The sequence below is a fragment of the Micromonospora sp. SL1-18 genome, from assembly GCF_047921505.1.
In the GTDB taxonomy this organism is placed as follows: Bacteria; Actinomycetota; Actinomycetes; order Mycobacteriales; family Micromonosporaceae; genus Micromonospora.
The window spans coordinates 1-12,812 of the sequence record NZ_JBLROA010000025.1 but is presented as its reverse complement, the minus strand read 5'-3'; the positions used below and the strand labels follow the sequence as shown (position 1 = coordinate 12,812).

The window sequence follows — 12,812 nt, the reverse complement described above, 5'->3', positions numbered from 1 at the left end:
TCAGGTGTCCAGGGCGGCCTCCTGCCGCTGCGGTTCGGTGCCCTCGCGCAGGCCGTACCGTCGGTACACCCTGGCCAGCGGGCCGGGCGCCCACCAGGTCGACCTGCCCATGAGGCGCAGGGTGGCCGGTACGAGCAGCGCGCGTACGAGGGTCGCGTCCACGATGACGGCCACGATGATGCCGACGCCGATCATCTTCGTGAACACGATCCCTCCCGTGGCGAAGCCGACGACCACCACGATCAGCAGCAGCGCCGCCGCGGTGATGATCCGTCCGGTGCGCTGCAGGCCGACGGCGATCGCGCGGGGGTGGTCGCCGGTACGGTCCCACTCCTCACGGATCCGCGAGACGAGGAAGACCTCGTAGTCGGTGGCCAGGCCGAAGAGGATGACCAGGATGAGGATCGGGATGGTCGGTTCGATGAAGCCGGTCGGCGTGAAGTCGAGCAGGCCGGCCAGGTGACCGTCCTGGAAGATCCAGACGAGGACGCCGGCCGACGCGGCGATCGACGCGATGTTCATCACCACCGCCTGGATCGGCAGCAACACCGAGCCGAACGCGAAGAACAGCAGGACCAGCGTCGCCATCGCCATGAGCAGCGCCATCCAGGGCAGCCGGTCCGCGAGGCTGTCCAGCCGGTCGACGTCCTTGGCCGAACGCCCGCCGACCAGCACCTCGACGCCGTCCGGTACGGGCAGGTCCCGGATCGTGCGCACGGCGGCGTACGCCTGATCCCCGGTCCGTTCGCCGGTGTAGCTGACCGAGATCAGCGTCGCGTCACCGCGGTAGGCGGTCATCGTGGCGGCGGTGACCCCGGGCACCGCCCTGATCTGGCCGATGAGCCGCTCGACCTGGTTGTCCGAGGCACCCGTCACCAGCGTCTCGATCGGGGCGGCCGACCCGCCCGAGAACTCTGTGGCCACGCGCTCGGACACCGCCCGCGCCTCGGTGCCGGGCGGCATCACCCGCTCGTCGGCGCCGCCGAACTGGGCCCGCAGGAAGGGCGAGGTGAACACGGCCAGGATCGCGGCGACGGCCACGAGGTATGGCGCCGGGCGGCGCATCACGCTGTGTGCGAGCCGGGCCCAGGTGCCGTGCTCGATGTCGTCCGCCGGCTTGGCCTCGGCGCGGCGCCACGGCAGCGGTATCCGCAGGGCGTTGATCCGCGGGCCGAGGATCGCCAGCATGGCCGGCAGCACGGTGAGCGCGCCGAGCATGGCCACCACCACCGCGGCCATGCCACCCATCCCCATCGAACGCAGGAAGACCTGGTCGAAGATCAGCAAGCTGGCCAGGGCGAGGGCGACCGTGAGCCCGGAGACGAGGACCGTGCGTCCCGCGCTGAGCATGGTCCGCCCCACCGCTGTCGGCGTGGGGTGCCCGTCGCGCAGTTCCTCCCGGAAGCGGCTGATGATCAGCAGCGAGTAGTCGATCGCCAGGCCGAGGCCGAGCAGGGTGATCGTGTTGACGGCGAACGTCGACACGTCGGTGAACGTGGTGATGAGCCGGGTCGCGGTCAGCGCGCCGAGGATCGCGAGGCCCCCGATGAGCAGCGGCATGCCGGCGGCGACCAGGCCGCCGAAGATGAACACCTGCAGGACCAGCACGACGGGGAAGGCGAGCATCTCGCCGCGCGCGATGTCCTTCGCGACCATCTCGTCGGTGTCGAACGCGAAGGCCACGAGGCCGCCCACCTGAGTGGTCAGCCCGGGCGCGGGAAGCGCGTCGCGCATCGCCTCGTACGCGTCCCGCTTGCTGTCGTCGTCCCCGGCTCGAAGCGTGATCGCCGCGTACGTGGCGTGCCGGTCGCGTGAGACCAGCGCCGGCACATGGGTGTCGTAGTAGGTGACGACGGTGGCCACCTCGGGGCGTCGGCGTACGACGTCGGCGGTGGCGGTGACCGCGTCACGCATGGCGGGATCGTCGACCGTGGCCGTACGGCTGGAGTAGAGCGCCACCACGTCCACGTCCTGCTGCCGGCCCAGCTCCGTGACGATCCGCTCGGACGCGCGGACCGACTCGCTGTCGGGGTTGTCGAACCCGCTGCTGGTCAGTACCCCGAAGACGCCGGTGCCCCAGACGAGACCGACGGCCGCGAGGGCCGCGCCCCCGAGCAGTACAAACCAACGGATCTTGACCACGGCTCGGCCCCAGACGGCGAACATGGCAACCCCCCGAGTTGTGCGGTACAACTGTCCCCACGGGCAAGGTTACGCGGCACAGTTGTGGGAGGTGGGCGTTGTCCGACGACCTGCACGACGTCCTTGAGCTGGCGATGAGCCGCCTGTTGCGATTGCGCGGCGTGCTCGACCCGTCTCAGGCCTCGCCGTCCCTCGGCCTGTCGGTCTCCGAGTCGCTGGCCCTCGCCCGGCTCGCTGCGGGCCCGGCGACGCAGCACGAGCTCGGCGCCTACCTCGGGCTGGAGAAGAGCACGGTCAGCCGGCTGGTGCACGGCATGATGCAGAAGGGCTGGGTCGAGAAGGAGCGCGATCCCCGCAATCGGCGCTTCCAGAAGGTCGCGCTGACCGTCGCGGGCGAGCAGACCGCGGCCCGGACGAGGGAGGCCATGCGCGCCCAGCACGCCCGGTGGCTGGACACGTTGACCGCCGACGAGCGGCGCGCACTCGCCCACGGCCTGGGTGCACTGGTGCGGGCGATCTCGGCAGATCCGGGGCCGACCCGATGATCCGCCGGGCTCACCTCGGCCACACCGCAAGCTGGGAGGTGCGAGCCCCGAGTGGCTGACGGGATACTCGCAATGTTGATCGTCGTTACGTGACCGATGCGGGGTGCGGCATGAGTGCCACTCAGCGACAGAAGTCCGCTCTTGCCGCCATCGATCTCCTCCCGCGGCCACGCCGGCCATGGCGAGTCATCGCGATCAGCGTCGCGGCCGGCATCCTGCTGGCGGTTCTCTGGTCGTACGAGCTGGTCGACAAGGTCATCGGCGACAACGTCGCGAACGCTCTCCTCGGCCACGACGCCAAGGGGACGGCCATCGGCGGCACGATCGCGGGTCTGCTGTTCGCGTTCGTCTCCGGCCTGGCCGGCACCTTCACGGCCTGCAACATCGCCATGGCGGCGTCCATCGGGCCGATGAGCCACGCCAGCGGCGCGGCAAGCTCCGCGGCCGCGGCGAGCCGGCCGCAGCCGTTGCCGGCAGCCGAGCGCGGGCCAAGCGTGGCGGCGCTGTTGCGGCCGATCGGCTGGCTCGCCCTGGGCATGGTGATCGTGTCCGGCGTCTACGGCTTCGTCGGAGTCTTGTTGGGGGAGCGGCTTCCGCAGCTCTCCACCGAGACGGCTGGCGGCGTACCGGTGCGGCTCATCCAGTCCTCGGTCGTCTTCGGCATCATCGGCCTGGCGTTCGTCTACCTTGGACTGGCGGCGCTCAAAGTGGTGCCCGACCCGTTCGCGCAGCGGCCGGTGGGGCGGGTGGTCGCGCTGGGGGCGCTCGTCGGCGGGTTCCTCATCGGCCGGCCCTACCCGCTGTTCAACAAGCTGTTCCACTGGGCCGTGGACACCGGCAACCCGATCTACGGCGCCGGCGCGTTCATCCTGCAGTCGCTGGGCAACATCGCCATCGTCGCGATGCTCTTCGCCCTGGCGATCGTGGCCAGCCGCGGTGGGTTCCTGCGGTGGCTCGCCGGCAGCCCGTCGCGCACCGTGCTGATCACCGGCTCCCTGCTACTCGCCCTCGGCGTATTCACCGTAGTCTATTGGGATGTCCGGGTGCCGTCGATGTTCGGGATCGGCTGGTTCCCCCGGATGCCATATAACTGACGACAGCTGAAGGCAACTACGGAGGTTCTTCATGGCCGGCGGTTTGGGGACCCTACGACGCCGCATTCTGGTGCCGAAACCGGATCAGAATCGCGCCGAGGTCCGGGGCTTCCACGTCAAGAACGACGCATCGCGGGAATTGTTGGAATCGGTTAGCAAGTGGTTTCGCGAAGGCTTCGGACACGCCCTCGAAACCGGTGATCCCATCGAGACCGGTGCCCGTCTGCAGGCCATCGAGCGGCAGTACCAGGGTTTCTCGTACGAGGGCGCGACCATGGGTCTCGCCCTGCTGGACGTGATGTCGCTGCACCGGCACGACCGGGTGGCCCGATTCCTCGCCGGGCCGGCCAAGAACGTGCCGCACCAGGTCCACGTCGGCCTCGGCTTCGCGCTTGCGCGGATGCCGCGGTTCCGGTGGCGGGTGTTCCTGCCGGCCGACCCGATGCTGCGCTGGCGCACCCTCGACGGATACGGCTTCCACCAGGCGTTCTTCAAGACCGACAAGTACGTCCACGCCCAGTACCAGGACCCGGGCTTCCCATGGCCGAAGGAATACCCGAACTACGTCAACCGGGCCATCGATCAGGGAATCGGTCGGGCTCTCTGGTTCGTCGGCGGCTCCGACGTGGCCCGGGTCGCCACGCTCATCGAGAAGTTCGACCCCGGCCGACGCGCCGAGCTCTGGAGCGGCGCCGGGCTGGCCGCGACGTACGCCGGTGGCGCCAACGAGCCGGAGCTGAAGCAGTTCTGGGAGCTGGCCGGGTCGTACCGCCCGCAGGTGGCGCAGGGCGGTGCCCTCGCCTCGACGACCCGAGCCAGAGCCAACCTGGTCAACGACAACACCCGGACCGCCGCGGCCATCTTCTGCGGCATGTCGCCAGAGGACGCGGCCGCCGTCACCGACGAGGCACGGAAGGATCTTCCGCCGGACGGTGCGCTGCCCGCGTTCGAGGTTTGGCGGCAGCGTATCCAGCAGCGCTTCGCCTGACGGGCGGATGCGATGATCCTGCGCTTTCCTCGATCGGCGCATCCGGTGCGGCGGCCGCCGGCGTGACCGGCGGCCGCCCTAGCGGTCAGCAGTCAGCAGCCGCAGGTGTAGTAGAGGATGTCCCAGTGGTTGCCCTCGTCGGTGTAGAGGTTGCCCGACGGGGCCTTCCACTGGTAGCCCCAGCCAGAGATGTAGCCCTGGTATGTGTAGTACTGCGAGATGTAGTTGTAGACGCAGGTCGTCTTGCCGATGTCCACCTTCCAGCCGTTCCAGTGGCTGTACGTGCCGCCGGCGTGCCCGGTCTCGGTGCCACCGGTGATGGTGATGGCGCAGCCGCTGGCCCGTTTGAAGGTGATGATGCCGTCGATGGTGGACTGCCGGATGCCCTCGAACGAGGTGCAGGTCGGGTTGTTGCGGTCGCTGCAGTTGCCGCTGGAGACCCAGCTGATGCCGGCGTTGCGCAACTGGGTGGTGGCGCTGGCGTGGGTGATCGCGAAGGCGGGGGTGCTGAAGCCGAGCGCGGTGCCGATCGCCGCCACGCCGGCGAGGAGCAGGGTGAGCATGCGGCGGCGCACTGGATGACGGGTCGTTGACATGGCATCTCCTCATTCGCAGCAGGGGTAGCTATTTGCGAAACGGAGGCCGGCCCGTAGAATTTCTATCACGCATCGACGGACATGAATAGTAGGTCGAGATGTTTTCCAGGTCACCGTGCGTTGCCCGGCTCGCATTGACGCATAGGAATGTCCGCTTTCTGGCGCATTTGACAGGCCATGTCCGTCCGTTCAGCGGCCGGCATCGGCTCAGACATGCCGAGTGGAAGGAGAACCACCCATGAACCCGTGGCTGCGGCGGATGGTCCCGCTGGCCGTGCTTGCGCTCGCGACCACCGCCTGTTCCAACGGCGGCTCGTCGTCGAACGACAACGATCTCAAGGGCAAGACGGTCAACGTGATCGGCACCTGGGGCGGTGACGAGCAGGCCGCGTTCCTGAAGATGGTCGAACCCTGGGAGAAGGAGACGGGCGCCAAGGTCAAGTACACCGGCACCCGCGACATCAACACCGTGCTGACCACCGGCGTGGCCTCCGGCGTACTGCCGGATCTCGCCGGGCTGCCAGGCCCCGGGCAGTTGGCCGAGTACGCCAAGGCGGGCAAGCTGCTGCCGCTGGACGACGTGCTGGACGTCGAGACGTACCGGCGCGACACAGCGCCGGCGCTGGTCGAGCTGGGCAAGGCCGAGGGCAGGATCCACGGCGTCTTCATCAAGGCCGCGATCAAGGGGTTGATCTGGTACAACCCCAAGGTCCACGACTACGGTACGAACCCGCCGAAGACGTGGACCGAACTGACGAGCCAGGCGAAGGCGAACCAGGGCCAGGCCAGGTCCGTCTGGTGCCTGGGGCTGGAGTCGGGCGCGGCGTCGGGCTGGCCGGCCACCGACTGGATCGAGGACCTGGTGCTGCGTACCGCCGGGCCTGAGGTCTACACCAAGTGGTACGGGGGCAAGGTCAAGTGGTCCGACCCGGCCGTCAAGAAGGCCTTCCAGATGTACGCCGACGAGGTGGTCGCCGGCAGCTACGGCGGCGGCAAGACTGCGGTGGCCACGAACTTCGGCGACGCCGGTGACCCGCTGTTCGCCAACCCGCCCGGCTGCGAGTTCCTGCACCAGGCGAGCTTCATCACCGGGTTCAGCCAGTTCAAGTCGCACACCGCGGGCACCGACTACAACTTCATGCCGTTCCCCGACATCGACCCCCAGTTCACCGGCGCGGTCGAGGGCGCGGGCGACCTCTTCGGCATGTTCCACGACACCCCGGCGGCCAAGTCGCTGATGAAGTACCTGGTGACGGCGCAGGCGCAGGACATCTGGGTGAAGGCCGGTGGTGCCCTGTCGGCGAACAAGAACGCCGCGAGCTACCCGGACGACGTCAGCAAGCGGTCGGCCGAGATCCTCGCCAACGCGAAGGTCTTCGTCTTCGACGCGTCGGACAGCATGCCGACCGCGATGAACGACGCGTTCTGGAAGGCCATGGTGGCGCTCACCAACGGCAGCAAGACCGTCGACCAGGTGCTCTCCGACCTGGACGACGCCCAGAAGGACGCATACACGTCCTGACCCGGCCGGGTGGGGGTGGCCCGCCACCCCCACCCTCGACGATCCGGCGGTCCGGCCGGGAGGTGCACGTGGAGGAGTCACGCCTGCTCACGGCGGTCGAGGTGGTGCTGGGTGTGCCGGCCGTCCTGATCGCGTACATCTGGGTCGCCGAGCGATTGCTCGGCCCGGCGGACGAGCGGTGGCAGCGGCGCATCCGGCCGTGGCTGTGGCTGCTGCCGGCGCTCGGGTTCCTCGGCTTCTTCCTGATCTATCCGACGGTCCGTACGATCGTCCGGAGCCTGTACGGCAAGAACGAACTCGATCAGAAGTTCGTGGGTCTGGACAACTACCGCTGGTTCTTCACCAACGGGGACGCGCTGGGCGCCCTGGTCAACAACATCCTGTGGCTGGTGTTCTTCACCGCGTTCACGGTCGGGCTGGGCCTGGTGGTCGCCGTCCTGGTCGACCGGGTCCGCTACGAGGCCCTGGCCAAGAGCATCATCTTCCTGCCGCTGGCGATCAGCATGGTCGCGGCCGGGGTGATCTGGAAGTTCATGTACGACTACAAGCCGCCGGGAGCGGCGCAGACCGGCACGGTCAACGCCCTGCTCGGGACGCTCGGGCTGGGGCCGGTCGGCTGGCTCCAGTCGCCCGGGTTCCGGCTCAGCACGTTCGCGCTGATCGCGGTCATGGTGTGGATGTGGACCGGATTCGCCATGGTCATCATCTCGGCCGCGCTCAAGGGGATCGACCCCGAACTGCTCGAGGCGGCCCGGGTGGACGGCGCCAACGAGTGGCAGGTCTTCCGGCGGGTGACGCTCCCGCTGCTGGGCCCGACCCTGGCGGTGGTGTCCACCACGATGATCATCACTTCCCTGAAGACGTTCGACATCGTCTACACGTTGACCAGCGGCAACTACGACACCGACGTCGTCGCCAACCTCATGATCAAGCAGATGTTCACGGTCGGGGACTTCGGCCGGGCGAGCGCCGTCGCGGTCGTCCTCCTGCTGGCGATCGTCCCGATCATGTCGTTCAACATCCGTAAGTTCCGTGTGCAGGAGTCGATCCGATGACCGCGGTCGCAACGCCCAAGACGCCCGGCACCCGGGCGGCCGCCACCCGCAAGCCGGCCCGTCCCCGTCGCCGCCTCGTACTGCACCTGGCGGTCGTCGCCCTGATGGTCATCTGGGCGGTGCCGACGGTCGGGTTGCTGGTCAGCTCGTTCCGTCCGCAGTCGGAGCTCTCCACCTCCGGCTGGTGGACGGCCTTCGCCCCGCCGTACCACTTCACGATGGAGAACTACCGGGACGTCTTCCAGCAGAGCGGCATCGGGGAGGCGTTCGTCAACAGCCTGTTCATCGCCATCCCGGCCACCGTCATCCCGCTGTTCGTCGCCGCGTTCGCCGCGTACGCGTTCAGTTGGATGCGGTTCCCGGGCCGTGACGTGCTCTTCGTGGTGCTCGTCGGGCTCCTGGTCGTGCCGCTCCAGACGACCCTCATCCCCGTGTTGAAGCTGTTCGCCGAGTGGGGGCTGACCGGCCAGTTCCTGGCCGTGTGGCTGGCCCACACCGGGTACGGCCTGCCGTTCGCCGTCTACCTGCTGCGCAACTTCATGGGCTCGCTGCCGCAGGCGGTGTTCGAGTCGGCGTACCTGGACGGCGCCTCCCACGTGACCGCCTTCTTCCGGCTCGCGGTGCCGATGAGCGTGCCGGCCTTCGCCGCGCTGGCGATCTTCCAGTTCCTGTTCGTGTGGAACGACCTGCTCGTCGCGCTGATCTACATCGGGCTCGCGAACCCGGACAACCTGCCGATGCCGGCGGCGATCGCCAACCTGGTCAACTCCCTCGGTGGCGGCTGGTACCTCCTCGGCGCCGCGGCGTTCGTGTCGATGGCCCTGCCGTTGGCGGTCTTCTTCGGCCTGCAGCGCTACTTCGTACGCGGCATCGTCGGCGGAGCGGTCAAGGGCTGACGATCGTTTCGCCCAGCCGGCCGGAGCCGGGCCGCACGGAGAACGGCCCGGCCCCGGAACATCAGCGGGTGCGTCGGGTCTTGGGCAGGTCGAACTGGTCGGCCTTGCGGCAGTCCTTCGGCCCGCCGATCGCGTTCGGGCCGAGCCGGTCGAGTTCCTGGCGGGCCCGGTACCGGCCCAGATTCCAGGCGTACCAGGGATCGGATTCGTCGAGGTTGTCGGCGATCCAGCTCAACGTGCAGCGGCGTACCGGGTCGGGCAGCTTCGCCAGGGCGGGGGTGGCGTCCGCGGAGAGGGCCCGCAGGTACCACGCGTCGATCTTGCCGGTCTGCTCGTACCGGAGGATGTTGCGCCGCGCGGCGTAGTCCTCGGGATTGAGCACCGCCAGGCCGAGCAGCATCGCCACGGCCAGCGCCACGGTGGTGCCGGGGATCCACCGACCCTGCCACCGGACACCCGCCGCCAGGATCATCAGGAAGACCGCCCCGAGCAGCAGCTCGAACGCCATCACGAAGATCCGCTCGCCGGTGAAGCTGTAGACCTTCTGGTACGTCCACATCCGGGACAGCGCCGACACCACGATCACCACGCTGAGCGCGCTGAGCAGGCCGAGCATGATCCGCAGCACGAGCCGCTCGGTCGGCTGTTCCCGGCTGGCCAAGCGGCTCACTCCGGTGAGCACGGCCAGGGTGAGCAGGGTGACGAAGAGCAGCTGCCAGAAGCCGCTGCGGGCGTATTCGGAGTACTTCAGCCCGGCGACCTGGACGTGCCGCTCGCCGCCGAAGAGCACGGTGAACTGCACCACGACGAAGCCGGCGAAGAGCAGCGTCAGGGCCCCGATGGCGGGGGCCCATTCCAGCAGGCTGAGGCGGCGGCTGCTCGGCTTGTCCACCGTCGACAGGTCGGGCGGGGCGGCCAGGGTGTAGACCGCCGCGACGGCGATCAGCCCGCCGACGGCGGTCAGGAAGATCCCGCGGAACAAGACACCGATGTCGGTGTCCGGGACCGCTGCGGCGACGAGTTCGGAGAACGCCGCGTCGGCCGAGGCGAGCAGGCTGCCGAAGACCACCAGCACCAGCACGGTGGCGACCACCGACCCGGCGACCCGGCGGACCATCCCGGCGTCCGGGGAAGCGGTGATGTGCCGGCGTACCCAGGGCAGGCCGCGGAACGCCGCGAACGGCGTCGCGACCAGGCCGAACAGGATCGAGCGGACCAGTCGGCCGCCGACGATGGCCAGGGTCGCGCAGCCCAGCGCGCCGAGGACGCAGAACGTCACCAGCCACCACGCGTTGCGGAAGGCGGGGACGGCGAGCAGGGCCAGGGCCGCCACGGCCCAGCCGACGCGGATCAGGCGTTCGGTGCGGGGCAGGTCGGCGGTACGCCGCCGCACCGCCAGCAGCACGCCGAGGGTCAGGGTGAGCCAGCCGAGGAACCAGCCGATGCCGACCCGGCTCAGCGGCACGAAGAACGCGGTACCGAGCGCGCCGGCCAGCACCGCGAGCGGGGTGGCCTGCCCGGTGGCCTGCTTCGGGCCGGGCCAGCGTGCGCCGAGGAACGACGTCCGGGGCACCGGCGGGCGGGGTGCCCAGCCGCCCCCGGGGTGCAGCACGGGCCGCGTCACGGCGTACGGCGGCGGATAGCCCGGGGGCGGGACCACCGTCGGCGCGGCGGAGACCTGCTCAGCCGGACCGGCGGCCGTCTGAACGTTCTCGGCGGCCTCGCCGGCGTCGGCGGCCGGCCTGACCGCGCCGGAGTCGCCGGCGGCCGTTCCAGGCGCCGCCGGCGCGTCCGACGCCGGGGCGGTCGTGTCGGTGGCCGGGGTCGTCGAGGGCACCGCCGGGCTGTTCTGGGCGGCCGGGGTGGCCTCGACGGCCGGCGGTGTCGCCTGGGCGGGCACGCCGGGCGCGGACACCATGACCCGGGGAGCGGCGGGCTGCCCGGGGACCTCGACCGGCTGCTCCTCGCCCGTCGGCAGCAGCGGCACGAACACCGCGTAGCCGCGGGTACCGGGCGGCACGGTCACCGGAATCGCCCAGGCGGGTTGGCCCTCCTGGCCGGGCCACACCATGCCGGGCGGCGCTCCGTCCACGGTGGGCATGACGAGCAGGTACGGCGTGACGTCGGCGGGGACGTCAGCGCCGGTCGGTTCGGACTCCGGGGCGGTCCGGGGGGAATCTGGTGCCGATGACGGCTCGGACACGGCAGCTCCTTGATCACTGGGTGCCGTCACTCTAGAGCGCGAGTTCCGCCGCGGGCTGCCCCATCGCCGGTAGCGGCACGGGATGTACAGTTTTCGGTACAGGTCGTGGTCCGAGGAGGCGCCGTGCGGACAGTCAACTTCACCCAGCTTCGGCAGAATCTCGCCGCGGAGCTGGACAGCGTGATCGAGGACGCAGAGGAGTTGGTGGTGACCCGCTCGGGTCACGAGCCGGTGGTGATCATTCCCCTTGCCGAATACCAGTCAATGAGGGAAACGGATTACCTGCTCCGCAACCCCGCGAACGCCGCCGTGCTGCGCCGCTCGATCGCCGAGCTGGACCGGGGCGAGGGCGGGGAGCGGGACCTGGTCGACCCGGCGGATGTCCGGGATGTGGCGTGAGGATCGTCTTCACCCCGACCGCCCGGTCGCAGTATCTGAGCCACACCGACCGCAACCTCGTGAAGCGGATCAACGACCTGATCGCCGATTGCCTGCGCAATGGCTATGAGGGCATCGGCAAGCCCGAGCCGTTGCGGGGCGAGCTTTCAGGCTTCTTGTCGCGGCGGATCGACCGAGAGCACCGGCTGGTGTACCGGATCAGCAAGGACGACCTGGAGATCGTCGCCTGCCGTTACCACTACAGCGACTGAGCGGCCGGTCAGCCCAGCTGGCGGTCGATCTCCGCCAGCTCCTCGGTGGTGAAGTCGAGGTTTTCCAGGGCAGCCACGTTCCCCTCCAGTTGAGCCACGCTGCTCGCCCCGATGATCAGGCTGGTCATCCGCGGATCCCGCAGCGCCCAGGCCAGCGCGAGCTGGGCCAGGGACTGGCCGCGCCGCTCGGCGATCGTGCCGAGCGCCCGGATGGTCGCCATCCGCTCCTCGGTGAGGTCGCTCTCGTTGAGGAAGACGCTGGTCCGCACCCGCGAGTCCGCCGGGATCCCGCCCAGGTAGCGGTCGGTGAGCAGGCCCTGCGCCAGCGGGCTGAACGCGATGCAGCCCGCCCCGACCTTCTCCAGCGTGTCCAGCAGCCCGTCGGCCTCCGTCCAGCGGTTCAACATCGAGTACGACGGCTGGTTGATCAGCAGCGGCGTACCCAGGTCGCGCAGGATCGCGGCGGCTCGGGCGGTCTGCTCGGAGTCGTAGTTGGAGATGCCGACGTACAGTGCCCTGCCGGAGCGGACGATGGCGTCCAGCGCGCCCATCGTCTCCTCCAGCGGGGTGTCCGGGTCGAACCGGTGCGAGTAGAAGATGTCGACGTAGTCGAGCCCCATCCGGCGCAGCGACTGGTCCAGCGACGAGATCAGGTACTTGCGGGAGCCCCACTCGCCGTACGGGCCGGGCCACATGAGGTAGCCGGCCTTGCTGGAGATGACCAGCTCGTCCCGGTACGGCTTCAGGTCGGTGGCGAGCAGCCGGCCGAAGTTCTCCTCCGCCGTGCCGGGCGGCGGGCCGTAGTTGTTGGCCAGGTCGAAGTGGGTGATCCCGAGGTCGAAGGCGCGTCGGACGATGTCCCGCTGCCGCTCGTAGGGTCGGTCCGGCCCGAAGTTGTGCCACAGCCCGAGCGAGATGGCGGGCAGGCGCAGTCCGCTCCGCCCGCTGCGCCGGTAGGTCATCGAGTCGTAACGGTCTCCGCTGGCAAGGTAGGTCACGCCGTCGACCCTAATGTGCTCAGGTCATAGCGGCGGCGGGGGAGGGGGCGGCCGGTGGAGGGTTGGCAACAGATCCGGGTTTTATGGGCAGCCATAGTCGGACATTTGCATGTACTGTGGGGG

Annotated in this window: 12 protein-coding genes; 8 read left to right on the top strand and 4 right to left on the bottom strand. The window is 69.4% G+C overall.

Annotated elements, in window-relative coordinates:
* On the bottom strand, positions 1–2,166 hold the full coding sequence (locus ACNAW0_RS14460) for an MMPL family transporter (protein WP_416288354.1): 2,166 nt from the start codon (positions 2,164–2,166) through the stop codon (positions 1–3).
* A gap of 74 nt (positions 2,167–2,240) precedes the next feature.
* On the opposite strand from ACNAW0_RS14460, the gene ACNAW0_RS14455 reads away from it, so the two are divergent.
* From ACNAW0_RS14455 to ACNAW0_RS14445, 3 genes are all read left to right on the top strand, one after another.
* Positions 2,241–2,687: a MarR family winged helix-turn-helix transcriptional regulator gene (locus ACNAW0_RS14455; RefSeq protein WP_416288353.1), complete on the top strand. Its 447-nt coding sequence runs from the start codon at positions 2,241–2,243 to the stop codon at positions 2,685–2,687.
* Between the two features lie 110 nt (positions 2,688–2,797).
* Positions 2,798–3,781 (top strand): hypothetical protein, encoded by a 984-nt coding sequence (locus tag ACNAW0_RS14450; protein WP_416288352.1) that lies wholly within the window; start codon positions 2,798–2,800, stop codon positions 3,779–3,781.
* A 31-nt stretch (positions 3,782–3,812) separates the two neighbouring features.
* Complete coding sequence (locus ACNAW0_RS14445; protein WP_416288351.1) at positions 3,813–4,769, top strand: DUF1702 family protein; 957 nt, start codon at positions 3,813–3,815, stop codon at positions 4,767–4,769.
* Positions 4,770–4,861: 92 nt separating this feature from the next.
* On the opposite strand, the gene ACNAW0_RS14440 is transcribed toward ACNAW0_RS14445, so the two are convergent.
* On the bottom strand, positions 4,862–5,365 hold the full coding sequence (locus ACNAW0_RS14440; protein WP_416288350.1) for a hypothetical protein: 504 nt from the start codon (positions 5,363–5,365) through the stop codon (positions 4,862–4,864).
* 238 nt (positions 5,366–5,603) lie between these two features.
* Between ACNAW0_RS14440 and ACNAW0_RS14435 the strand changes: the two genes are divergently transcribed.
* From ACNAW0_RS14435 to ACNAW0_RS14425, 3 genes are all read left to right on the top strand, one after another.
* Positions 5,604–6,887, top strand: coding sequence for an ABC transporter substrate-binding protein (locus ACNAW0_RS14435; protein ID WP_416288349.1), 1,284 nt, complete (start codon positions 5,604–5,606; stop codon positions 6,885–6,887).
* Positions 6,888–6,955: 68 nt separating this feature from the next.
* Positions 6,956–7,942 (top strand): carbohydrate ABC transporter permease, encoded by a 987-nt coding sequence (locus ACNAW0_RS14430; RefSeq protein WP_416288348.1) that lies wholly within the window; start codon positions 6,956–6,958, stop codon positions 7,940–7,942.
* Positions 7,939–8,838: a carbohydrate ABC transporter permease gene (locus ACNAW0_RS14425; RefSeq protein WP_416288347.1), complete on the top strand. Its 900-nt coding sequence runs from the start codon at positions 7,939–7,941 to the stop codon at positions 8,836–8,838. The genes ACNAW0_RS14430 and ACNAW0_RS14425 overlap by 4 nt, the downstream gene beginning before the upstream one ends.
* Before the next feature lie 61 nt (positions 8,839–8,899).
* Here ACNAW0_RS14425 and ACNAW0_RS14420 read toward each other — a convergent pair whose 3' ends face one another.
* The gene (locus ACNAW0_RS14420) at positions 8,900–11,041 is read right to left on the bottom strand and encodes a DUF4153 domain-containing protein (RefSeq protein WP_416288346.1); all 2,142 of its coding nucleotides are present in this window, start codon (positions 11,039–11,041) and stop codon (positions 8,900–8,902) included.
* A gap of 123 nt (positions 11,042–11,164) precedes the next feature.
* On the opposite strand from ACNAW0_RS14420, the gene ACNAW0_RS14415 reads away from it, so the two are divergent.
* Positions 11,165–11,440, top strand: coding sequence for a type II toxin-antitoxin system Phd/YefM family antitoxin (locus ACNAW0_RS14415; RefSeq protein WP_416288345.1), 276 nt, complete (start codon positions 11,165–11,167; stop codon positions 11,438–11,440).
* The gene (locus ACNAW0_RS14410; RefSeq protein ID WP_416288344.1) at positions 11,437–11,691 is read left to right on the top strand and encodes a Txe/YoeB family addiction module toxin; all 255 of its coding nucleotides are present in this window, start codon (positions 11,437–11,439) and stop codon (positions 11,689–11,691) included. Before ACNAW0_RS14415 ends, ACNAW0_RS14410 begins: the two co-directional genes overlap by 4 nt.
* Positions 11,692–11,699: 8 nt before the next feature.
* Here the strand turns inward: ACNAW0_RS14410 and mgrA are convergent, their stop codons facing one another.
* Positions 11,700–12,689, bottom strand: a complete 990-nt coding sequence (mgrA, locus tag ACNAW0_RS14405) for an L-glyceraldehyde 3-phosphate reductase (protein ID WP_416288343.1) — start codon at positions 12,687–12,689, stop codon at positions 11,700–11,702.
* Positions 12,690–12,812: the final 123 nt, after the last annotated feature.

What these genes read in the sequence shown, in the direction of transcription:
- ACNAW0_RS14460 (WP_416288354.1), bottom strand. Translation starts at nt 2,166, where the DNA reads ATGTTCGCCGTCTGGGGCCGAGCCGTGGTCAAGATCCGTTGGTTTGTA.
- ACNAW0_RS14450 (WP_416288352.1), top strand. Translation starts at nt 2,798, where the DNA reads ATGAGTGCCACTCAGCGACAGAAGTCCGCTCTTGCCGCCATCGATCTC.
- ACNAW0_RS14445 (WP_416288351.1), top strand. Translation starts at nt 3,813, where the DNA reads ATGGCCGGCGGTTTGGGGACCCTACGACGCCGCATTCTGGTGCCGAAA.
- ACNAW0_RS14440 (WP_416288350.1), bottom strand. Translation starts at nt 5,365, where the DNA reads ATGTCAACGACCCGTCATCCAGTGCGCCGCCGCATGCTCACCCTGCTC.
- ACNAW0_RS14435 (WP_416288349.1), top strand. Translation starts at nt 5,604, where the DNA reads ATGAACCCGTGGCTGCGGCGGATGGTCCCGCTGGCCGTGCTTGCGCTC.
- ACNAW0_RS14425 (WP_416288347.1), top strand. Translation starts at nt 7,939, where the DNA reads ATGACCGCGGTCGCAACGCCCAAGACGCCCGGCACCCGGGCGGCCGCC.